Source organism: Neobacillus vireti (assembly GCF_036962345.1).
Taxonomy (GTDB): Bacteria; Bacillota; Bacilli; order Bacillales; family Cytobacillaceae; genus Neobacillus; species Neobacillus vireti_A.
Map to the genome: position 1 here is coordinate 63,314 of NZ_JBALNB010000011.1, position 22,600 is coordinate 85,913.

21 protein-coding genes are annotated in these 22,600 nt (G+C 38.7%); 13 read left to right on the forward strand and 8 right to left on the reverse strand.

The features are described from left to right. Nucleotides 1-2 precede the first annotated feature (2 nt). Complete coding sequence (gene speD, locus V7108_RS13890) at nt 3-1,322, forward strand: adenosylmethionine decarboxylase (protein ID WP_335512226.1); 1,320 nt, start codon at nt 3-5, stop codon at nt 1,320-1,322. A 131-nt stretch (nt 1,323-1,453) separates the two neighbouring features. Continuing rightward, nucleotides 1,454-2,245 (forward strand): hypothetical protein, encoded by a 792-nt coding sequence (locus V7108_RS13895; RefSeq protein WP_335512224.1) that lies wholly within the window; start codon nt 1,454-1,456, stop codon nt 2,243-2,245. A gap of 77 nt (nt 2,246-2,322) precedes the next feature. Here V7108_RS13895 and V7108_RS13900 read toward each other — a convergent pair whose 3' ends face one another. From V7108_RS13900 to V7108_RS13920, 5 genes are read right to left on the reverse strand one after another with little or no spacing between them, the layout of a single operon-like run. Next, nucleotides 2,323-2,856: a 1,2-dihydroxy-3-keto-5-methylthiopentene dioxygenase gene (locus V7108_RS13900; protein WP_335512222.1), complete on the reverse strand. Its 534-nt coding sequence runs from the start codon at nt 2,854-2,856 to the stop codon at nt 2,323-2,325. Between the two features lie 23 nt (nt 2,857-2,879). Beyond that, nucleotides 2,880-3,533 carry a methylthioribulose 1-phosphate dehydratase gene (locus tag V7108_RS13905; protein ID WP_335568550.1) on the reverse strand — a complete coding sequence of 218 codons (654 nt, stop codon included), beginning with the start codon at nt 3,531-3,533 and terminating at the stop codon, nt 2,880-2,882. A gap of 13 nt (nt 3,534-3,546) precedes the next feature. Next, nucleotides 3,547-4,203 (reverse strand): 2-hydroxy-3-keto-5-methylthiopentenyl-1-phosphate phosphatase, encoded by a 657-nt coding sequence (locus V7108_RS13910; protein ID WP_420489193.1) that lies wholly within the window; start codon nt 4,201-4,203, stop codon nt 3,547-3,549. Between the two features lie 20 nt (nt 4,204-4,223). Beyond that, the gene (locus V7108_RS13915) at nt 4,224-5,438 is read right to left on the reverse strand and encodes a 2,3-diketo-5-methylthiopentyl-1-phosphate enolase (protein WP_335568608.1); all 1,215 of its coding nucleotides are present in this window, start codon (nt 5,436-5,438) and stop codon (nt 4,224-4,226) included. Between the two features lie 43 nt (nt 5,439-5,481). Continuing rightward, entirely contained in the window at nt 5,482-6,648 is a 1,167-nt protein-coding gene (locus V7108_RS13920; protein ID WP_335568609.1) for a pyridoxal phosphate-dependent aminotransferase, read from the reverse strand. A 240-nt stretch (nt 6,649-6,888) separates the two neighbouring features. On the opposite strand from V7108_RS13920, the gene metK reads away from it, so the two are divergent. Next, a complete protein-coding gene (gene metK / locus V7108_RS13925; RefSeq protein ID WP_335568552.1) occupies nt 6,889-8,103 on the forward strand; it encodes a methionine adenosyltransferase in 1,215 nt (404 codons plus the stop codon). 191 nt (nt 8,104-8,294) lie between these two features. On the opposite strand, the gene V7108_RS13930 is transcribed toward metK, so the two are convergent. Further along, nucleotides 8,295-9,077 carry an undecaprenyl-diphosphate phosphatase gene (locus tag V7108_RS13930; protein WP_335512210.1) on the reverse strand — a complete coding sequence of 261 codons (783 nt, stop codon included), beginning with the start codon at nt 9,075-9,077 and terminating at the stop codon, nt 8,295-8,297. A 165-nt stretch (nt 9,078-9,242) separates the two neighbouring features. Here V7108_RS13930 and V7108_RS13935 point away from each other — a divergent pair, with 165 nt between their 5' ends. Both V7108_RS13935 and V7108_RS13940 read left to right on the forward strand, forming a co-directional pair. Then, nucleotides 9,243-10,016, forward strand: a complete 774-nt coding sequence (locus V7108_RS13935) for a DUF4931 domain-containing protein (RefSeq protein WP_335512208.1) — start codon at nt 9,243-9,245, stop codon at nt 10,014-10,016. A gap of 323 nt (nt 10,017-10,339) precedes the next feature. Next, the gene (locus V7108_RS13940; RefSeq protein ID WP_335512206.1) at nt 10,340-11,509 is read left to right on the forward strand and encodes an FtsW/RodA/SpoVE family cell cycle protein; all 1,170 of its coding nucleotides are present in this window, start codon (nt 10,340-10,342) and stop codon (nt 11,507-11,509) included. Between the two features lie 115 nt (nt 11,510-11,624). Here V7108_RS13940 and V7108_RS13945 read toward each other — a convergent pair whose 3' ends face one another. Beyond that, on the reverse strand, nt 11,625-12,584 hold the full coding sequence (locus V7108_RS13945) for an ABC transporter substrate-binding protein (protein WP_335512204.1): 960 nt from the start codon (nt 12,582-12,584) through the stop codon (nt 11,625-11,627). Nucleotides 12,585-12,840: 256 nt separating this feature from the next. On the opposite strand from V7108_RS13945, the gene V7108_RS13950 reads away from it, so the two are divergent. The 5 genes from V7108_RS13950 to V7108_RS13970 are packed head-to-tail and all read left to right on the forward strand — an operon-like array spanning nt 12,841 to nt 16,715. Continuing rightward, the gene (locus V7108_RS13950; RefSeq protein ID WP_335512203.1) at nt 12,841-13,845 is read left to right on the forward strand and encodes a FecCD family ABC transporter permease; all 1,005 of its coding nucleotides are present in this window, start codon (nt 12,841-12,843) and stop codon (nt 13,843-13,845) included. Continuing rightward, nucleotides 13,842-14,897 carry a FecCD family ABC transporter permease gene (locus V7108_RS13955; RefSeq protein ID WP_335512201.1) on the forward strand — a complete coding sequence of 352 codons (1,056 nt, stop codon included), beginning with the start codon at nt 13,842-13,844 and terminating at the stop codon, nt 14,895-14,897. The genes V7108_RS13950 and V7108_RS13955 overlap by 4 nt, the downstream gene beginning before the upstream one ends. Before the next feature lie 13 nt (nt 14,898-14,910). Then, the gene (locus V7108_RS13960; RefSeq protein WP_335512199.1) at nt 14,911-15,732 is read left to right on the forward strand and encodes an ABC transporter ATP-binding protein; all 822 of its coding nucleotides are present in this window, start codon (nt 14,911-14,913) and stop codon (nt 15,730-15,732) included. 7 nt (nt 15,733-15,739) lie between these two features. Continuing rightward, nucleotides 15,740-16,504 carry an IucA/IucC family C-terminal-domain containing protein gene (locus V7108_RS13965; RefSeq protein ID WP_335568553.1) on the forward strand — a complete coding sequence of 255 codons (765 nt, stop codon included), beginning with the start codon at nt 15,740-15,742 and terminating at the stop codon, nt 16,502-16,504. After that, the gene (locus tag V7108_RS13970; protein WP_335568554.1) at nt 16,464-16,715 is read left to right on the forward strand and encodes a DUF2573 family protein; all 252 of its coding nucleotides are present in this window, start codon (nt 16,464-16,466) and stop codon (nt 16,713-16,715) included. The genes V7108_RS13965 and V7108_RS13970 overlap by 41 nt, the downstream gene beginning before the upstream one ends. Nucleotides 16,716-16,808: 93 nt before the next feature. On the opposite strand, the gene V7108_RS13975 is transcribed toward V7108_RS13970, so the two are convergent. Then, the gene (locus V7108_RS13975; protein WP_335512193.1) at nt 16,809-16,940 is read right to left on the reverse strand and encodes a YuzL family protein; all 132 of its coding nucleotides are present in this window, start codon (nt 16,938-16,940) and stop codon (nt 16,809-16,811) included. A 221-nt stretch (nt 16,941-17,161) separates the two neighbouring features. Here V7108_RS13975 and V7108_RS13980 point away from each other — a divergent pair, with 221 nt between their 5' ends. The 3 genes from V7108_RS13980 to V7108_RS13990 all read left to right on the forward strand — a co-directional run bounded on the left by V7108_RS13980 (nt 17,162) and on the right by V7108_RS13990 (nt 22,599). Continuing rightward, entirely contained in the window at nt 17,162-19,546 is a 2,385-nt protein-coding gene (locus V7108_RS13980; RefSeq protein WP_335568555.1) for a 3-hydroxyacyl-CoA dehydrogenase/enoyl-CoA hydratase family protein, read from the forward strand. 77 nt (nt 19,547-19,623) lie between these two features. Then, the gene (locus V7108_RS13985; protein ID WP_335512189.1) at nt 19,624-20,799 is read left to right on the forward strand and encodes an acetyl-CoA C-acetyltransferase; all 1,176 of its coding nucleotides are present in this window, start codon (nt 19,624-19,626) and stop codon (nt 20,797-20,799) included. A gap of 15 nt (nt 20,800-20,814) precedes the next feature. Next, on the forward strand, nt 20,815-22,599 hold the full coding sequence (locus V7108_RS13990; protein WP_335512188.1) for an acyl-CoA dehydrogenase family protein: 1,785 nt from the start codon (nt 20,815-20,817) through the stop codon (nt 22,597-22,599). Nucleotide 22,600: the final 1 nt, after the last annotated feature.

Genomic DNA, 22,600 nt, shown 5'->3' on the forward strand with positions numbered 1-22,600 from the left:
CAATGGATTCTAAAGGGCAACACCTTATTGTCGATGCGTTTAATTGTCAGCATGATATTCTAAATGATGCTGAACAATTAAAAGAGGTGCTCATTAAGGCAATTGATGATATAGGTATGGAGATATTATCAGTAAATTTCCATTCTTTTTCCCCTCAAGGAGTAACCGGAGTTATTGGTATTTCAACTTCTCATTTTTCCATTCATACATGGCCGGAAAAGGGATATGCTGCCTTAGATTTGTATACATGCGGTGAGCAGGATATCTGGCCAGCATTTAAAGATATTCTTCAAAAAATAAAAGCGAAACGTGTTGAAGTGTTTGAGGTGAACCGCGGTGAGGAAGTAAATCAATCACCTGTAAGGAAAATACTAAATCTTACATCTGACACTGTGAATGTCGATTTTAGTAACTCAAGCGAGTTATTTCAACTGCGAGACGACCAAGGAAACGTTTGGGACTTGATGCAGTTAAAGGAACTAGCCTTAGGAAAACACGATATACTTTACCATGGTTCTAGTCCATTTCAAGATATATTATTAGTTAAAGCCAATGATGTACGTCTATATTTAAACCAAGAGTTACAATTTTGTTCCTTAGATGAAAGGTATTATCATGAAGCTCTAATCTATCCAGTAATGGAGATGGCTGCTTCTCATGAACGTGTTCTCATTTTGGGCGGCGGGGATGGACTTGCATTACGAGAAGTGCTTAAGTATTCAGGCGTAGAGCATGTTGATCTAGTTGATATTGACCCAGTCATGCTTCAACTTTCTAAAACTGAACCAGTGCTGCTAGAACAAAACAATCAATCTTTTTTTGACGCCAGGGTACATGCCCATACTATGGATGCCAAGAAATATATTACAGGTAATCTAAAACCATATAATGTCATTATTATTGACTTTCCTGACCCTACTGACCCGATTATTAGTGCTTTGTATACAAAGGAATTATTCAGTCAAATTGCTAGCCATTTAACAGATGATGGTGTTTTAGTTTGTCAATCCAATTCACCGGAAGATGCTCCAAAAGCATTTTGGAGTATAGCGAAAACCTTTGAGGAAGCCGGTCTTTTTACGAAACCATATAATATTATCGTTCCTTCCTTTGGTTTATGGGGATTTCATTTAGCATCACATCGAAAATTCACTAAGAAGATTCCGCAAATATCTGTCCCTCACCAAGCGATTCAAAATATGGAACCTTTGTTTGAAATTTCGTCTAATCTCAAGTCCTTTCAGGGTAGTGCAATTGTGAATACTAAAGATAATTTAAGATTACATGAGTTATATCAAGAGGAGATTAATAGTTGGTCTTAATTAAGAGGAATAGGGGGCTGAACCAAAAAGACCCTACAGTGGTCTTAAGGAGCAGTTCCTTTCTTATTTTGTTTAAAATTTAAAGCTGCTTTATGGATAAGGTGATTTTCAGAGTTAGAAGGTGAATTAAATTGAAATTAACAAATGAGAAGGGTGCCCCTTGGGGAGGCTGGAAACAAAGTAATAAAGACATAGCACCTTTAGATTTTACTGAAATCCAAGAAAGGTCTTTGTTTATTGGAGTTAACATTGGATCTAGTTATCACAATGAAACAGATTGTGCGGTACTCCTGTATAAAGATAAAACAAATTGGAAATTGAAAACGAATGATAACGAAGACGCCTTTGAATTTTTGTATAATAATATTAGTTTTTTGTCAAAAAATAGATATAAAAATGCAGATAGTACTTTTTTAAAGGAGTATCTCATTTTTACAATAGGTGCTTGTTTAAGTTCTCCGATAAAACCTGAGTATACTATACGTGATGTCGATGTTGAAAGAAATAATGTAAATAAGATAAATCAAAGATGGGAATCAGAACGTTATCATAAGATAAGTGATTGGCTGAACCATTTTCCGATATCGGGAGCATCTAAGAGAGTTTATTTAGAAACATGCCCTCAAAGTAATTTTCCTTTTGACATAAAGGAAACAAGAGCAATAGTACAGGAAAAGTCATTCTTAGTGGATGCATTAAAAAAAATCAATGAATTTCCAGTTTCTATCCCAAATATACAAGGGTGGAATGAGGAGTATTTTAAGGATGAATATTTTCGAAATGCCTTTGTTTCAATGTTGGTCTCCATTGCATATACGAGATGGAAATCAGTAGATAAATCTGGAAAGCATGACTTCCTAAAAATCATTGCGGATCATGATGGACTATACTGGCTTCTTGATTATGAATCACTTAATCATTGAAACTCTAATTTGTAAAAAGCCTCTTTCAGATGAAAGAGGCTAAATGTTGTTCGAAAAATTTATACGGTATATCTCAATTATCTTTTGAACTCAGGATCTTCATAAGGGTGAGCAACCCAGCCTGATGAATCGATAAACAAGCGAACAGCCACAACTTGGCGGTTTTCCATTAAAGTAAAGAAATGCGGTGTGTTAACGGGAACAGAAATCACATCTCCCGGGGACAATTCTACATCAAAATAACCGGGTTCACCCTTGATTGTGAAAATCCCATTTCCTGCTGTAATAGCACGTACTTCATCCTCTGTATGCACATGTACGTTTTCAAACTTTTTTAATAGCTCGTCCAAGTTTGGAGTTGCATCTGACAATGCAACAACGTCCCATTCAGCATAGCCGCGCCGGGTTGCAAGGGATCTAATTTCGTCATCAAAGGTACTTAGAATTTCTTCTTTGTCCTCATTTGATAGTAAAAATTGATTATGCAGCCTGTTCGATAGCTTGTCCATGTCCCAATGCTCATAAAGGACACCATGTTTATCTAAGAAACTTGTAACCTCTTGTTCTTTTGTTAATCTTTTATTTGTATTACGAATCCGAATATTCGCCATAGTAAACTCTCCTTTTATATGATTTATTTTGACTTTTTTAGGAAATACATATTTATTTGGTATTCAAAAAGAAATTCAAATGCTTCTAAATGACGTTTAGCTGTAAAATCACTATCGCCCCAAACATATATGCCATGATTGCGGATTAATACCCCTGGAACCTCGGGTTGGATTACCTTGCTGATTTCTTCTGCTAATTTTGGAATGGAAAAATAATTTTCTACTATTGGGATGGTTATTGAAGCATCTTCTTTCCAAATATCAAATGCTTTAATAATTTCATGGTTCGTAAAAGTAACTTTTCCTTGATCCGCGTAAAGCTCCGAAATAAGGTTGTTAGGAATCGTATGGATATGAAAAACCGCTTGGCAATTAGGGATTTGTTGATAAATAGAGGTGTGAATTAAAGTTTCAGCTGAAGGTTTTAAATTGCTGGGAAGTACAAGGTTTCCGTCCATATTAACTAAAATATAGTCCTCAGGAGTATGAATAGACTTGTCTTTTCCACTAGAGGTTATGGCGATAATCGACTGATTTTTATCTAATGGGGGACCTTTAACTCGAATGGATAAGTTCCCGCTCGTAGCAGGAAACCATCCTTTTTTCGAGAATGTGTCTTTCACAGTTTGCAGCGTATTAAAGGCTTTTTGAATGGCTTCAAGATTAATTTTTTCCATTTTTTTATAGGTTTCACCTCCTTTCGTTATTAAACTGCTTTAAAATTTCTATTACATCGTAAAATGACACAAATTCTTTATAAGGAAGAGAATGCTCTTGGCATTTCTGTAAAAGAAAATCCCTTGCAATTACAAGATCAGCCATTTTGGATGCGGCCAAATCTGTAATACTATCTCCAATGACAATTTTTATATTATCTATACTTGAATGGGAACGGAGAATACTTGGTTTACACATTCCACAATCCATGCTGCAAAGTGCATCACAAGAATATGGCCAATGAATTTGAATCTGATTTTCGCTAAAATCACTCGAATTACAATATATATCTTGTTTTGGAACAGAATAGCGCGACAAAATTGGGTAGACGAAAAAGTCTATTCCTCCACTAGTAATTAACAGGCGAAGATTATGATCCTGACAAAATTGAATAAACTGATCAAAACCAGGTCGAATAGTTGCTTGCTTAATAGCGTAATTGGTGATTTCTTCTCGGCAGGAGGCAGGTAATAGCCCAAACATGCGTCCTACACCTTTTCGAATACTAATATTCCCAGCTAAAATATCATCCTTGATGGTTTCCCACCCAGGTGGATTATAATACTTCATAATATTAATAATGTTGTCATTTTCAGTGATTGTTCCATCAAAATCACAAAAAATAATCATTTTTTTGACGGTGCACACTGTTATAAAGCACCCCATTTGTCGATCGCCGAACGAAGTTCAACCGAGTTTTGTGCTGCTTGCATTAAAGTTTGGCCTGAAATAGCTGCTTGGATCGAGTCCCTAAAGGCTATTCCTCCAGCTGTTGTGCCTTGGGGGTGGCCATGAATTCCTCCACCTGCATTAATTATGATGTTATGACCAAAATCCCGAATAATGGTTGGAACTAGACCTGGATGGATTCCCGCAGAAGGTGTTGGAAAAGCTGTACGATGAATACTGTTTGGTAATTGAAGTTGATTTGCTATTTCCATAGCTGCATCTTTTGGCATCGCCACCGAACCGTAAGGAGAAGGAAAAAGAACAATGTCAGCACCTGAAAGTCGCATTAATTTACCAATAAGCAGAGAAGCAGATAGCCCAAAGTGAGGTGATGGATATAATGAACCTGTAAACGCAGGATGGGCTATAATTGGAACATTTACATCAGGATCGGCTGAAATTCGATGGAGAACATCAAATCCATAAGGAACCACATTTAGTAACAAACAAGATGCTCCAGCTTTAGAGAATTGTTTTGCTTTTTCAACTAGTTGAGTAACGGGTCCGGTTAGGTTCACTGCATATAATACTCTTTTTCCGGTAATTTCCTGTTGCTGTTGATTATATTTTTCAAATGCATCTATTCGCTTTAGAGCGGGTGCGTAATCATCACGAAAATAAATCTCATCATCTTTTACAAGGTCAACTTGTCCATCAACCTGGTTTTGGTACTCTTTTTCTAGTTCGTGTAGAGGAAGACCAATACATTGTTTAAAGATGCTCATTAATAAGGGACGGTTATGAACTCCTATCATTCTTCTTATTCCCTCTATTCCAAAGCGTGGACCTGGAAATTTCGATAGTAAGGAATCGGGCAGCTTTAAATCCATTAATTTTATCTGACCATCCATTGATAGTTTTCCAAATACGGTTGTTAGGATAGAGGGAATATCTGGATTTATATTAATAATTGGATAGCCGATCATTAATAATGCCTTTGGACTTTCATCTGAATTGTGTTTGAGCACTTTTACTTCGATTACTTTACCTAAATGTGGTATCATCTGTTCTTTTTTTGCCTTTGGGAGATCTGTCCACGTTCCAACAGTAAGCCCTACGGCGATTTCTTGTGCCTTTTTGTAAAAATTAAGATGTCCATGAACTAAATAGGTAGCAATCACAAAATCTTTTTCTATAGTCACAAACATCTCACCTCCTAAAATTAAATAGTAGAGAACATTAAAAGATTGATAGCTTAGAAATCCTCTGCATAGCTTCTCGAATACGTTCCTCTTCGGCAAGCAAGCCTAATCGAACATACCCCTCACCATGCTTTCCAAATCCATTTCCTGGTGCGACAACAACCTTTGCTTTCTCTAATAAGATATCGGCAAATTCGCTTGAAGTGTACCCTTTTGGAACTGGCAGCCAGGCAAAGAAAGATCCTTTAGGAAGTGGAGCACTCCAACCAAGCTTTTTTAGTTCTTCAAATAAGGCATTTCGTCGCGATTCATAGGTATTAACTAGTTTACGAACACATTCTTGTGATGAGGTTAATGCTGTAATGGCTGCATCTTGAATACCGCCAAACAAGCTGACAAAATAGTGGTCTTGTAATTGATTGATTAATTGAATCAGCTCGTGGTTACCAAGAGCGAATCCGACGCGCCATCCTGCCATATTATAGGTTTTTGAGAGTGTATAAAATTCGATGCCAACATCCTTGGCACCCGGACGGGATAAATAGCTGATCGATTTGTGCCCATCAAAGCCGATTGCCCCATAAGCAAAATCGTGGGCTATCACAATATTATTTTTCTCTGCAAAGACAATAGCTTCATCAAAGAAGGTACTAGTAGCGCAAGCTCCTGTCGGATTTGATGGATAATTAAGGAACATTAATTTGGCATGTTTACACTGACTAGATGTTATTTTAGATAAATCCGGGAAAAATCCATTGGAAAAATCTAACGGCATCTGAACCATTTCAGCTCCCGCAATAGCAATTCCAGACCAATAATCAGGATATCCTGGGTCAGGAACGAGTGCAATGTCACCTGGATTCAGTAATATTTGTGAAATTTCTACGAGTCCGGATTTTGTGCCAAATAATATAGCAACTTCTTTTTCTGGATCTAATGTAACTCCATATTCTGTTTGATACCAAGTACAGATCGCTTCCTTCAATTCACTCTTGCCTGTAAACGGTGGATACTTATGGTTGATAGGGTTTAGTGCAGCATTTTGTAACGATTGAATAATATGAGGCGGTGTAGGCAGGTCTGGGTTACCTTGTCCAAGATTAATCACGTCATACCCTGCAGCTATAAAACCATTCACTTTCCCAACTAATGTAGAAAAAAACTGAGTAGGCAAACGCTCCATTTGGTTAGAAGCATTGATCATAAAATTGTTATTTTTCACTAATTAATCACCCCCCTTTAGAAAATAACATATGATGGAATAAACTTTTTAGTGAGTAAACTGTAAAAACAAATGCTTGTCCACTATTGTAACCCTCAATGTTATTACCCTGCACTAGGTCAACATTTAGAGCTTCAATATCTAGATTTTGTATTATATGTAGTGGAAAAAATTTGGACAATCTTTAGAAAAAGAAAATGTGAATTTGGGAGATGAGATAATGTGAATAAAAAGCAAAGTCACCTTTTTACCTCAGAATCGGTTACTGAAGGTCATCCAGATAAAATGTGTGATCAAATTTCTGACGCTATATTAGATGCTATTTTTGAAAAAGACCCAAATGCGCGTGTTGCATGTGAAACTTCAGTTAGTTCGGATTTGATTGTTTTATCTGGGGAGATTACCACGACCGCCTCTGTTGATTTCTTAAGTATAGTAAGAAGCACGATTCGAAATATTGGGTATACAAGCTCAGAGTTTGGACTAGATGCAGATACTTGTAAGATTTTAATAGCGCTGAACAAGCAATCCTCTGATATAGCCATGGGAGTAAACCAAGCGCTTGAAGCCCGTGAAGGTTTAATGACGGAGGATGAAATAGACCAAATTGGCGCAGGTGACCAAGGGCTTATGTTTGGTTTTGCTTGCGATGAAACGGATGAATTAATGCCATTGCCAATTTACCTGTCCCATAAGCTTGCAAGGCGTTTAGCAGAAGTTCGAAAGTATGGTTTGGTTGATTATCTACGTCCGGATGGAAAAGTACAGGTGACTGTGGAATACGAAAATTCAAAGCCTGTTCGAATTGACACCATTATTATTTCGGCACAACATAACCCTGAAGTTGAGCTAGCACAAATCAAAAGAGATTTGCATCGATATGTCATTTCTTACGTAGTACCACCAGAATTGGTTGATGAGAGCACAAAATATTATATTAATCCAACTGGTAGATTTGTGATTGGCGGACCAAAGGGTGATGCAGGGTTAACGGGGCGTAAAATTATCGTTGATACGTATGGCGGATTTTCCCGCCACGGGGGGGGTGCTTTTTCGGGGAAAGACCCGACTAAGGTTGACCGTTCTGCGGCATATGCTGCACGTTATGTAGCTAAAAATATTGTTGCAGCAGGCATTGCAGATAAATGTGAAATTCAATTGGGTTACTCAATTGGAGTAGCTGCTCCTGTTTCAATAGCTGTTGAAACGTTTGGAACTGGAAAAATAGAAGAGTCAAAGATTGTTCAGCTTATAAGAAAATATTTTGACCTTCGCCCTGCAGGGATTATTCGAATGCTAAATCTTAGGAAACCTATTTATTTACAAACTGCTTGCTATGGGCACTTTGGAAGAGCGGATGTTCATTTGCCTTGGGAATACACAGATAAAGCAGGGATGTTAAAAAAGCAGGCAGAGAAAATATCTAAACAGGCGTGAGGCAAAGTAGTCACGGTTACCATAGGAGGTCTATAGTGACCGAAAATCAAAATGAGTAGTAGTCTCGGTCACTATAAGAGTTCTATAGTGACCGAGAATTAAAACGAGCAGGAGTCTCGGTCATTATAAGAGGTCTTTATTGACCGAAATCCACAAATTATAACCGTCTTGGTCATTATAAAATAATCAACTTAGAATTTCCCCGTAAACTGAAAGAATAACACCGCAAAGCCTAGCACCCATACATAAATCGCAAATGGTTTTAATGATCGTTTCTTTAAAAATCCGATCATCCACTTTACAGCAATATAGCCGAAAAAGGCAGAGGCACAAATTCCAACGAGAAGAGCAGATAAAGAGATTTCTTCACCGGCCCCTCCAGCTAAATCTAAAGATTGAAGCACGACCGCCCCAGCAATAGCTGGTGTAGATAAGAGAAATGAGAAATAGGCTGCCGTTTCCCGGTCTAATTTTCTCCATAAAGCAGCAACAATCGTAAACCCTGAGCGTGAAATCGCAGGAAAAATAGCAGCGGCTTGAAACGAGCCGATAATTAGGGCATCGGTATAACTAATATCATCCATTTTTTTATAGCCATTTTTTGCTGAATCTGCAATCCAGAGGAACAAACCTGTAACTAAAAACTCCCATCCAATGGTAACACCCGTCTTCGAAATTTCCTCAAAGTAGTCTTTAAAAAGCAGACCGATCACAACAGCTGGAATGGTTCCTACAATTAATAGGAAAGTAAGCTTGCTGAATGGATTTTTAATCATTTTTACAAACTCGTCCTTATAAAAAACAAAAACAGCCAGCAATGTTCCAATATGAAGCATTGTATCAAGTAATAATCCTGCTTCTTGTAATCCGAATAAATTCCGTCCTAAATACAAATGACCAGTAGAGCTAATAGGTAAAAACTCGGTTAACCCCTGAATGATTCCTAATATGAGTGCTTCTAATTTACTTAACATAAACAACCTCTCTTTCTGCCCCATAAGCCTGTACATAGTAAAGATATGCACGTAAAACTACATTTAGCCAATAAAAATTTTAAATATTACCAAGGCAAAAAAAGTGCAAAAGAAGCGGAATCTCCCATAAAATAGTAGTAAGGACTTTGGAGAGGAGCAGCACACTTGAAAAACAGCCATCTACATTTCAATACATCCATCGGAGTGAAAAAACCGGAAAATATAAGAAACAAACAGCAAGCATGCCCTTTTTGTGCACGGGAAGAACTGAGAGATCTCATTGAAGTGGATGGACCTATCATACTTTTGAAAAATAAATATCCTGTTTTAGAGAATGCCTATCAAACGGTTATCATTGAAACAGATGATTGCCATGGTGATTTATCTACCTACGAGCTTCCGCACCTACATAGACTACTAAAGTTCTCTATTAGGAATTGGCTTGATTTGGATAATACCAGAAAGTATGAATCGGTGATTTTTTACAAAAATCATGGTCCGTTGTCAGGTGGGACCATCGCTCATCCTCATATGCAGATTATTGGGTTAAATGATATTAACTATAAGGAAAATATAGAAGATGCAGTCTTTAAGGGTATTACAATAGAAGAAAAAGATGGAGTCACACTTACATTATCGACGAAACCGAAGGTAGGTTTTTATGAGTTTAACGTTGATATGGATGATTCTAGTTATAATGAAACTTTTGGTGTCCATCTTCAAAAAACGGTCCATTATATACTAAATAATTTTCCGTTTAAAGCAAGCAGCTACAATCTATTCTTTCATCATTATAATAAAAGAATCATTGTAAAAATTGTTCCGCGCTTTGTGACAACACCGCTTTATATTGGTTACGGAATTCCACAAGTACCCAATAATTTAGAGTGGATGGCGGATGATATTAAAAGTAAATATTTCGAAAAAGGAAGCGCCTAACAAGGGAGCTTCCATTTTTTAATACATGTAAATTAACCCATTCCCTGTTTAGAAGTTGTGCTTTGGGCAGATAAAAAATATAATGAGATAATGTACAAGTTCCTTATTGATGCTCAAACATAGGCTGTTTCGTAGATATTGTTGTTAAAATCTTAAAGCCGATTTTAACATGGAAATAGTTATTTTGTGCCTTTGAATTTAGTTACCATCTCTTTTCTTATTAAATTATATTGTTTTCTGTGATGACACAGCAGAATCATTAATTCTCGTTATAAATAGCAACATAGTGTAAGAAAAGAGCCTCTCATAAAGGAGTGTGAATAATGACATCATCTAAAAATACAACTTCAAAACTTGATTATAGTCTTGTTTTTATCTTACTTTTATTATTTCTTGCCAGCTGTGTATCAATTTACAGTGCGCAAGCAAGCGGTCAATATGTTGGTAACTTTTTATTAAAGCAGATTGTCGTTTATGGGATTGGATGCGGAATTATTGCTGTTGTAATTAGGTTTGATTCGGACCAACTAAAGAAATTATCTTGGTATGCCTATGGAATAGGTATATTCTTGCTCATATTTTTAATTTTTGCACCTGAAAGCATAGCACCAGTCAAAAATGGAGCAAAAAACTGGTTTAGAGTTCCCGGTCTCGGACAACTTCAGCCATCTGAGTTTGTCAAAATCTTTATTATTTTAACGTTAGCAAAGGTCATTGACGATCATCATCAAAAAAATCTGGTTAAAACTATTTCCTCTGATTTTTGGCTGTTAGTTAAGCTCGGCGTTATTACGATGGTTCCCTTAATGCTTATAATTAAGCAGGACTTAGGGACATCGCTCGTCTTTTTGGCTATTCTATTAGGAATGATTTTTATTTCAGGGATATCGTGGAAACTATTGGTACCAATTTTTTCTGTTGGGATAGGACTCATTTCGGTTATTTTTTATTTTGTACTTGTAAAACCAGAAATACTTGAAAAATATTTAGGTGTAAGACAGTACCAATTCAGCCGTATCTACTCATGGCTTGACCCATACAATTTCCAAAGTTCAGCAGGCTATCAATTAACGAGATCTCTTCTTGCCATTGGTTCCGGTCAAACAGGCGGAAAGGGATATGGGAATCGAGAAGTATATTTGCCAGAAAGTCATACTGATTTTATCTTTAGTGTCGTGGGTGAAGAGTTTGGTTTTATTGGTGCAAGTGTACTAGTGAGCTTGTTTTTCTTATTGATTTACCATATTACAAAGGTTGGTATGGAAACGAAGAATAACTTTTATACCTATATTTGTGTCGGTATCATTAGCATGATTACTTTTCACGTTTTCCAAAATATTGGGATGACGATAGGCGTGCTTCCGATTACCGGTATTCCATTACCGTTCATCAGCTACGGAGGAAGTTCGTTGATGGGGAATATGCTGGGAATTGGTTTGATTTTCTCCATCCGCTACCACTATAAAAAATACATGTTTTCAACAAGTGATTAACAAATATGGAACCCGTCGTTTAAGATAGTTGGACTGTATTTTGAAAATGAATAAAGTCATGACAAACTATAAAAGCAAAAAACGCGAGGACATTGTCCCCGCGTTTCTTCTTTTATTATTTCTTTAAAAAGATTTCCTCGATATCATCTAGCATTAAGTTTGCAGCTAGAACGCCGCCAGCCGTATTCCAAATTGTATCACTCACCTTGTGTACTTCCCCTTTTTTGGCTACTTCAAGATTTTTGAAAAGTGGGTCAGCAATCCATTCTTTTTCCAGCTCAGAGCCTTTCCCATCTCCTGTTTCATAAGTAAAATAGAAGAGGATATCTCCTTCCATTGCTGGAATTCGTTCTTTTGTTACGTTTCTTTCTGCAAAATCATCAACATTTTGGCTTTCTGGACGAGCAAATCCAAGGTCCCCCAAAATAACACCAGAGAAAGTATCTTTATGATAAATACGAACCTCGCCAGCCATAAAGCGAACCATTGAAACTTTCATCGCTAGTTTATCGCCAAGCTGCTCTTTTAGATCAGCAATTCGTCCCTCATACTTATCCAGTACTTCTTTACCTTTTTCTTCCTTATTTAATGCTTTTGCGTAAAGTTCAAAGTTTACCTTCCAGTCACCGCGAAGAGTTTCGGCAAAAACAGTCGGTGCAATTGCACTTAATTGATCATAAATTTTTTCTTGGCGCATTTTATTCCCAATAATTAAGTCTGGTTTTAAAGCTGCGATTGCTTCTACATTTACTTCACTTTCAACACCCACCACCTGAGTGTCTTTTAATTGATCTGCAATATGATCATACCAAGGATCACCAGTAAAGGATTTGACTGCACCTACAGGTGTAACACCTAATGCTAAAAGAGCTTCAGTTCCTTCATTCGTTAAAATGACTACTTTTTTAGGGGTACCTTTAATCGTTGTCGATCCCATTGCATGTTCAATACTGTAACTTGTTTCCTCCTTCGGTTTTTCTGTTTCTGGCTTTTCGGTTGTTTTCTCTTCGGCACCACCGCATGCTGCTAGTAATAAAACAGCGATGATTGAAAAAAGTGAAAATAATTTTTTCATATAAGTATGTATCCTCCTTGTTTTGATTGTAAATGATAATCATTTTCAATGACAATCTAATAATAAAATGGAACATAGGAAGATGTCAACGCTTTAATTGAAAATGATTTTCAAAATCAACGACAATTTTGTAAACATATACACATATAATTGAAAATGGTTATCAACCTCATTGACAATCATTATCAATTGAATATACACTTAAAGTAGTTAAATATATTTATAATATTAATTTGTTGAGAAAGGTTTACCCAAAATGCTTTTAAAAAATAGTGCACTGCGATGGATTGGTTTACTAACCTCCGTACTCTTATTATTGTTCTTCATGTGTGCAAGCATCGTTTTTGGTTACACTGAAACAACATTGGAGACGGCCATTGATGCCTTTACTGATTATAATGGCTCAAATGAACATATTATTATTCAAAGTGTAAGACTTCCAAGAGCACTCATTGCTGCCGCAGTTGGGGCAAGCCTAGCGATTGCTGGAACGTTAATGCAAACATTAACCAAAAATCCGCTGGCTTCCCCAGGTATTTTTGGTATTAATGCAGGTGCAGGTTTTGTCGTAGTGGCGGCAGTTACTCTTTTTTCCGTTTCAAGTTTACAGGCATTTAGTGGACTCGCCTTTTTAGGAGCAGCTATTGCAGCAATAAGTGTTTATGCAATTGGCTCTGTGGGACGGGAAGGTTTAACCCCGATGAAGCTGACATTAGCGGGTGCTGCCATCGCTGCCATGTTTTCATCGTTTACGCAAGGATTACTAGTTGTCGACGAGGCAGCACTTGAACAAGTGTTGTTTTGGCTGGCAGGTTCCGTTTCAGGCAGAAAATTAGAAACGCTTACGTCGGTATTACCATACTTGGGAATCGGATGGATCGCATCTATCTTGATAGCGGGGAAAATGAATATCCTCTCCATGGGGGAAGATGTAGCAAAAGGACTTGGTTTAAAAACAGGACTTGTAAAAATCTCTGTTGGTGTGATTGTTATTCTGCTGGCAGGAGGGGCCGTATCTGTTGCCGGACCAATCGGGTTTGTTGGAATTGTGATTCCTCATATTACTAGATCGATAATAGGCATTGACCATCGCTGGGTCATACCAATGTCGGGTATTTTGGGTGCAATTTTATTGGTCGCTGCAGATATCTCTGCACGATATGTTCTTATGCCTTCCGAGGTGCCCGTAGGGGTCATGACCGCCATCATCGGAACTCCATTCTTTATTTACATAGCAAGAAAGGGGTTCAATGCACGATGAGCAAATACAAAAATTTTCGTCTGTTAAACGGAAAAGTATCCTTTCTTTTCGATCGTAAAGCGGGCATAACCTTTACAGTACTAATGATTGTAGCTTTTATTGTTTTTGTGGCAAGCACAGCGATTGGTGAAATGAAAATGAACCCCCTCACTGTCTTGAAAGTATTTGTGGGCATCGGCCCTGAAATGGAAACGTTAATCATAACATCCTTTCGACTGCCTAGAATTATTATTGCACTGCTTGTTGGGATATCCCTTGCTGTTGCCGGTGGTATCCTACAGGGAATGATCAGAAATCCATTGGCTTCACCTGATGTACTTGGTATTACTGGCGGGGCAAGTGTTGCCGTGGTTGCCTTTCTGGCATTGTTCTCCGATGACAGTAATGCACTTACTGTAAGTATCAATTGGCTGCCCTTAGCTGCATTTTTAGGAGCAGGGATTGTGGCTTTCTTGGTTTACTTTTTAGCTTGGAAAAATGGGGTTTCACCTATCAGACTTGTCCTAATTGGGATTGGAATATCAACATTAATGCAAGCCTTAACAACCTTGATGATGATTATGGGTCCTATCTATCAGGCAAGTCAGGCAAACATATGGATTACTGGTACTGTGTATGGATCCAATTGGAGAAATGTTGCCACCTTGCTTCCGTGGGCGGTCATATTTCTATTGATTGCCTTTGCAGCAGCAAGAACGATTAATATTCAAGAGCTTGGTGACGAGGTTGCAACGGGTTTAGGCGGAAAGATTCAAAGACAAAGATTCTTTTTGTTAATGATCAGCACGGCCTTAATTGGCAGTTCTGTTGCCTTTGCTGGCGGAATTGGATTTGTTGGATTAATGGCGCCGCATATGGCAAGAAGACTGGTGGGGTCCTCATTTGGAGCATTACTTCCCGCTTCAGCCTTAATTGGCGGAATTCTCGTTATGCTGGCAGATTTAATTGGGAGAACGATGTTTTCTCCGCTGGAAATACCAGCAGGCGTTTTTACCGCGGGAATTGGTGCACCTTACTTTATATATTTACTTTTTAAAACAAGAAATGCTTAAAGGGGCTGAGAAGATGAAGAGTACGATTGAAACGAAAAATCTGTCACTATCTTACGGGGAGACATTAATAATTGATGATTTAAATATAAAAATTCCTCAAGGTGAAATTACCGTCTTTATTGGAGCCAACGGGTGTGGAAAGTCGACTCTTCTTCGATCAATAGCCCGTCTCCTTAAGCCCAAGTCTGGTACTGTAATATTAGAGGGTGAGGCAATTGCAAGGCTTTCTACAAAAGAGGTTGCCAAAAAAATGGCGATCTTACCGCAGTCACCAACTGCACCCGAAGGATTAACCGTGCTGCAGCTTGTAAAACAAGGGCGTTATCCACATCAATCATGGTTAAAACAATGGTCAGAAGAAGATGAAAGAAAAGTAAATAATGCCCTGAAGGCAACTCGACTTGAGGATTTGAAAGAGCGGCCGGTAGATTCTCTTTCAGGTGGTCAGAGACAGCGAGCCTGGATTGCAATGACGCTGGCACAGGATACAGATGTCATTCTTCTAGATGAGCCAACAACATATTTAGATATGGCCCATCAAATTGAAATTCTTGATCTCCTTTTTGAGCTCAATGAAAAAAGGAAAAGTACCGTTGTGATGGTTCTTCATGATCTTAATTTGGCCTGCCGCTATGCCCACAATATTGTGGCACTTAAGGATAAGAAGGTTTATGCCCAAGGAGAGCCTGAGTATGTGATGAATCGCAGCACTGTCAAAAATGTATTTGGGATGGATTGCGAAGTTATTTTGGATCCTTTATTTGGAACACCCCTTTGTGTTCCTTACGGAAAAGGAAGAAGTATCTCCCAAAAGGCGGCTGTGTCGAATGGATAATCTCCTAATGGAAAATAACCTAACCACTTTGCAAAAATATAGGCTAAGGTCAACTACAGAAAAATCATTTACTGTTGGCGATTTACTAGATAAAACCTATGCCATTGGCTTTATGAAAAATTTAGCTGCTGCGATTGGTGCTCCTTCAGAAAGAACAGCTGCTTCTATTTTTATAAAAAGATATGCTTTTATTGCAGTTATTTCCCTTTTTGCCATGACGACAGGTAATAAGAAAATGAATCTATCTTTGGACAATATTGAGATGGAAGAAGCGGAACGTGGAAAAGATTGGCTCCCAATGATTTCCTTCAAAAATTCGTCCATTGAGGAATGGAATGGTGAAGACCGCAAGGAGTGGCGGAAAAATGTTTATCGTGAACTTTTTGCTAAAAACCTCTATTCACTTATCAGCCATTTTGAAAAAACATTTAAAGTATCAAAACTAGTCCTGTGGGAAAATATTGCTGTATACTTATTTTGGCTTTACGAAACGGAGTTAAAAGAATATGAAAATCCTAATGTAAAAGATGATTTTCGTTTCTTACTTATGGAGGCAGAGGGAAACCTGTTTGGCCGGTATAATCATAATCCAATAACGAAGTATTATGATGAAAAAAAGATCGAAGATGAGGTCCGAATAAGAAAAACATGCTGTTTTACCTATCAGCTCGGGTCAAAACGCTGTAAAACATGTCCGTGTACTCATCTTACTCAGGATGGAAGGTGTTTTGATGGAGAAAGTATTTGCTCAGCAGTTCGAAGCGTTACTTGAAAAATATAGTGAACTGCTCGTCGGAGAGTCGAGTGAAGAGACAAAGGAAAAAGTAAAGGCTTGGGCACTTTATTCGCATATTGCGAAATCAATGCCAGCCCTAGCGAAACACTGGAATGAACTCTACCCGGAGGCCAAAGACGAAATGAAAGTAATTATAAATGAAATTAAACTGCTAAATGAACAGCATCGTAATGAATCGAAAAAATAAAACCGGAGGGCAGCCCCGGTTTTATCTCTTATCTAGCTCCAGCTCCTAGGAAAAAATGAACTGCTTTTTTCCCTGGTCAAGGCGCTTCCGCTGTTACCTTTTGAATTGGTTGTTTTGACTGTTCACTTTATCTTTCCCTGACTGTTCTCCGCCAGGACCGGCGTTACCTTGTACACTGGCTGCGCTAACGCCTCTTTTAGATGGGTTTTTCTTCATTTTACCCATGTTCATCACCTCGGTAATAGGATGCCCAATTCAACTTATTTTATGTAATCTAGAGGAGAAAATCTACTTTGTAAAAAAAAGTTAATTTTTTCCGCATTTTATCATTGCGCAAATTTTTGAAATATTCTATAGTAATAGTTAGCAGGTTCATTCATTTGTGAATTTTTTTTGACATAAAAATGAATGAGTGTTCATTCAAAATAAGTTAGGGGGAGACATTGTTGAACCAATTAATCAAAAAAGCAGCTGTTCTCGGGTCAGGAGTAATGGGATCAGGGATTGCTGCCCACCTGGCAAATATCGGTATACCAACATTATTATTGGATATTGTTCCTCGGGATTTAACACAAGATGAAAAAGCTAAAGGACTTACTTTAGAGGATATGCAGGTACGTAATCGTATTAGCACCCAATCCATCCAAAAAATATTAAAACAAAAACCAGCTCCTTTAGCGGTAAAAAAGAATCTTGCCCTTATTGAAGCAGGAAATTTAGAAGACGACCTCGTTAAGCTGAGGGATGTAGACTGGGTCATCGAGGTTGTCGTTGAAAATTTAAATGTTAAGAATCAGGTTTTTGAAAAAGTAGATCAATACCGTAAACCGGGAAGTATTATCAGTTCCAATACATCTGGAATTTCTGTAGAAGCGATGGCAGAAGGAAGGTCAGAGGATTTTAAAAAGCATTTCCTAGGCACACACTTCTTTAACCCGCCAAGATACTTAAAATTACTTGAAGTGATTCCTACTCAATATACCAGCCAAGAGGTCATTTCATTTATGAAAACTTTTGGAGAGGATGTCCTGGGAAAAGGAGTTGTATTCGCCAAGGATACACCTAACTTCATTGCCAACCGCATTGGAACCTATGGTCTTTTAATTACCGTTCAGGAAATGTTAAAGGGCGGCTATAGCGTTGGTGAGGTTGATTCTGTCACAGGACCATTAATCGGACGTCCATCAAGTGCAACCTTCCGTACCCTGGATGTGGTTGGTTTGGACACTTTCGCACATGTAGCAGGTAATGTATATGAGAAAGTTTCTGGCAAAGAGAAGGAAGTTTTTGAAGTTCCAGCATTTATGAAAACAATGCTTGAAAAAGGCTGGCTCGGAAGTAAGTCACAGCAAGGGTTTTTCCTAAAAAAAGGGAAAGAGATTCTTGAACTGGACCCAGCGACATTAGAATATATACCTCGTAAAAAGTTATCAACGACAGCATCTGAACTAAGCAAGCAGGAGAAAGGCACTGCGAATAAATTGAAAGCGCTTGTATACGCAAATGACCGTGCAGGCGAGCTATTGTGGAATATTTTTAGTCCTGTGCTTGTATACTCTGCCCAACTGCTCGGAGAGATAGCAGAAACCGTCGTTGACATTGACTCTGCCATGAAATGGGGCTTTGGCTGGGAAATGGGTCCTTTTGAAACATGGGACGCCATTGGAGTAGAAAAGTCAGTCAAAAAGATGAAAGAAAATGGATTGGAAGTTCCAGAATGGGTAACAGAGATGCTTGCTAAAGGGCATTCCTCGTTTTATGTAGAGGAAAACGGCGAACGTTTCTTTTATAAAAATGGTGAATATCGCTTAGTTGAAAGTAACCCAAAAGTGATTAATCTGAAAAAGTTAAAAAAACAAAAGGGTGTTATTAAGAAAAATAGTGGTGCCAGTTTAATTGATTTAGGTGATGCTGTAGCCCTCCTAGAATTCCATTCGCCGAATAATGCGATAGGTCTTGATATTATTCAAATGATTAACTTTGCAATTGATGAAGTGGAGAAGAATTACAAAGGTCTTGTCATCGGAAACCAAGGTAAGAATTTCTGTGTGGGTGCCAACCTCGCCATGATGTTAATGGAAGCACAGGATGACAATATCTATGAGCTTGAAATGGTTATCCGTCAGTTCCAAAATGCGATGATGAAGGTTAAATATAGCTCAAAACCAGTAGTAGCAGCACCATTCGCAATGACGCTTGGCGGGGGCGCAGAGGTTTGTTTACCTGCAGCTCATATTCAAGCATCGGCTGAAACCTATATGGGGCTCGTAGAAGTAGGTGTTGGCTTACTACCTGGAGGCGGCGGGAATAAAGAGCTATATATTAAACATTTAGAAGGCATGCCAAATGGTGTTACCTTTGATCTTCAAAATGTTGCGAATAAGGTATTTGAAACAATTGCGATGGCAAAAGTATCAACCTCTGGTGCCGAGGCTCGTGAGAATAATTTCTTAGGAGCGGCGGATGGAATTAGTGTGAACGGTGACCACTTGTTATACGATGCAAAGCAAGCTGTTTTGGCATTAAATGAACGAGGATATGTACAAAAACCTCGCAGAAAGGTACCAGTGGTAGGTGAAACAGGATATGCAACACTTTTGTTAGGTGCAAATTCCATGTTCCTTTCCGGATACATTTCAGAGCATGATTTAAAAATAGCAAAAAAAATTGCCTTTTGTTTAGCTGGCGGAAAAGTACCTTTTGGAACTGAAGTTGACGAGCAATATTTATTAGATTTAGAAAGAGAAGCATTCTTAAGCTTAATTGCAGAAGGAAAAACTCAGCAGCGGATGCAGCACATGCTTGTGAAGGGTAAGCCGCTAAGAAATTAAAGAGATAAGCTTTAGCGCCTTTTGGCGCTAAAGCTAGACAAATAGATTGCGACTATAAGAGAAAGAGAGGGAATGAAATGAGAGAAGCGGTAATCGTGGCCGGAGCTCGGACCCCGGTAGGTAAAGCGAAGAAAGGAACGCTTGCCCATGTTCGCCCTGATGATTTGGGAGCATTGGTTGTTAAAGAAACTTTAAAGCGTGCAGGAAATTATGAAGGAAATATTGATGATTTAATCATTGGATGTGCCATGCCTGAAGCGGAACAAGGTAATAATGTGGCACGTAATATTGGTGCATTAGCTGGTCTGCACCATACAGTTCCAGCCATCACAATAAACCGTTTTTGCTCTTCTGGACTTCAAGCTATCGCTTATGCAGCACAAGGCATTATGCTCGGGTCTATCGATACTGCCATTGCGGGTGGAGCTGAATCCATGAGTATGATTCCTATGGCAGGCCATGTAATTCGCCCCAATGTAAAATTAGCAGAAACCGCTCCGGAGTATTATATGGGGATGGGTCATACCGCAGAAGAAGTTGCTAAGAAATATGGAATTACCCGCGAGGACCAGGATGCATTTGCAGTACGCAGTCATCAAAAAGCAGCGAAAGCCATTCAAGATGGAAAATTCGCAGACGAAATTGTCCCAGTTGAAGTTACTTTCCGTTCTGTCGGCAAAGACAATAAGCTAGTCGAAAAAACAATTCAGTTTTCCCAAGATGAAGGTGTCCGTCCTGATACAAACGTGCAATCACTTGCAAAACTTCGCCCTGCCTTTTCTGTGACCGGCTCTGTAACGGCAGGAAATGCTTCTCAAACAAGTGATGGCGCCGCTGCATTAATGATTATGGACCGTGAAAAAGCAGGAGCACTCGGACTAAAGCCATTAGCAAAATTCAGATCATTTGCAGTCGGCGGGGTGCCGCCTGAAATTATGGGCGTCGGTCCTGTTGTAGCAGTACCAAAAGCGGTAAAGCTAGCGGGATTAGAATTAGCTGATATTAATCTTTTTGAATTGAATGAAGCATTCGCATCTCAGTCTCTTCAAGTGATTCGCGAGCTTGGATTGGATGAAGAAAAGGTAAACGTAAATGGCGGTGCTATTGCACTTGGTCACCCACTTGGCTGTACAGGAGCTAAACTCACCTTAACCCTCATTCATGAATTAAAACGCCGGAAAGAACAATTTGGAGTCGTAACCATGTGCATCGGCGGCGGAATGGGCGCTGCTGGAGTATTTGAATTATTATAAAGGGGGAAATTTTTAATGGCACAACAAACTGAAAAAATCATTAAAGGCGGAAGCTTTTTACTCGATGATATCTCATATGACCGCATTTTAACACCAGAAGATTTTAACGAAGAACAACTAATGATAGCTAAAACAGCCGAAGACTTCGTTGAAAAAGAAGTTCTTCCACAGCTTGAACACCTTGAGAACCATGAATTTGATCGCACAGTTAAACTCTTAAAAAAAGCAGGTGACCTTGGCTTGCTGGCTGCCGATGTACCTGAAGAGTTTGACGGCCTAGGACTTGATAAAGTAACTTCTTCACTAGTGACGGAGAAAATGGCTAAGGCTGGTGGCTTCTCACTATCTTATGGCGCACATGTGGGTATCGGTTCATTGCCGATTGTTTTATTCGGAAATGATCAGCAAAAGAAAAAGTATTTACCAGCGCTTGCGTCAGGTGAAAAAATTGCCGCCTACGCTTTAACAGAGCCAGGTTCTGGTTCGGACGCTCTGGGCGCAAGAACAACAGCAAAACTAAATGCAGAAGGCACTCATTATATCCTAAACGGCGAAAAGCAATGGATTACCAATGCAGGCTTTGCTGATGTATTTGTTGTCTATACAAAAATTGATGGCGAACACTTTACGGCATTCATTGTCGAAAGAGATTTCCCTGGGGTTTCTACGGGAGCTGAAGAAAAGAAAATGGGGATTAAGAGTTCTTCGACACGTACCCTTATTCTTGAAGACGTTCCAGTACCAGTAGAAAATCTATTGGGCGAATATGGAAAAGGACACGTGATTGCGTTTAATATCTTGAACATTGGACGGTATAAATTAGCGGTAGGTGTGGTTGGCGGTTCTAAAAATGCATTCGAGTTAACAGTAAAATATGCAAATGGCCGTAAGCAATTTAATACACCAATTTCCCAATTTAATTTAACAAAAGAAAAGTTCGGGAGTATTGGCTCGAAAATCTATGCAGCAGAAAGCTCTGTTTATCGTACGGTTGGTTTGTACGAGGAAAACCAAGGTAAACTTACAACAGAAGAGCAAAAAGATATTAAATTAGTTGCAGGATCTATCGCAGAATATGCAATTGAGTGCTCCGTTAATAAATTCTTTGCCAGTGAAGTATTAGATTATGTAGTGGATGAGGGTGTACAAATTCATGGCGGATACGGCTTTATGCAGGAGTATGCCATCGAAAGAGCATACCGCGATTCCCGTATTAATCGTATTTTCGAAGGAACAAATGAAATCAACCGTCTGCTAGTGCCAGGCACATATATTAAAAAGGCATTCAAGGGGGAACTTCCATTATTTCAAAAAGCAACGGCGCTTCAAGAAGAAATCATGATGTTAATGCCTGAGGAGCCAGGTGATGAGCCGCTTGCCCAAGAAAAACATTTAGTAAGCAATGCAAAGAAGATTGGCTTATTGGCCGCAGGTTTAGCTGCACAAAAGTTTGGTAAAGCCCTTGATAAAGAACAAGAAATCTTATCAAATATTGCAGATATTGTTTCAAATGCATATGCAATGGAATCTGTCGTTTTACGCACAGAAAAAGCGATCGCTAAGACAGGTCTCGAGAAAAACAAACAAAAACTTCTTTATACTCAAATCTTCTGTCAAGAAGCTTTCAACGAAATTGAACAGCATGCGAAGGAGACCTTGGTTGCAACGGAACAAGGAGATACTCTCCGAATGCTTGTATCGGCACTTCGTAAATTAACACGGCATACGCCAACCAATGTAATTGCAAAGAAACGGGAAGCTGCCGATGTTCTAATTAAGGCTGAACGATATATCGTTTAAT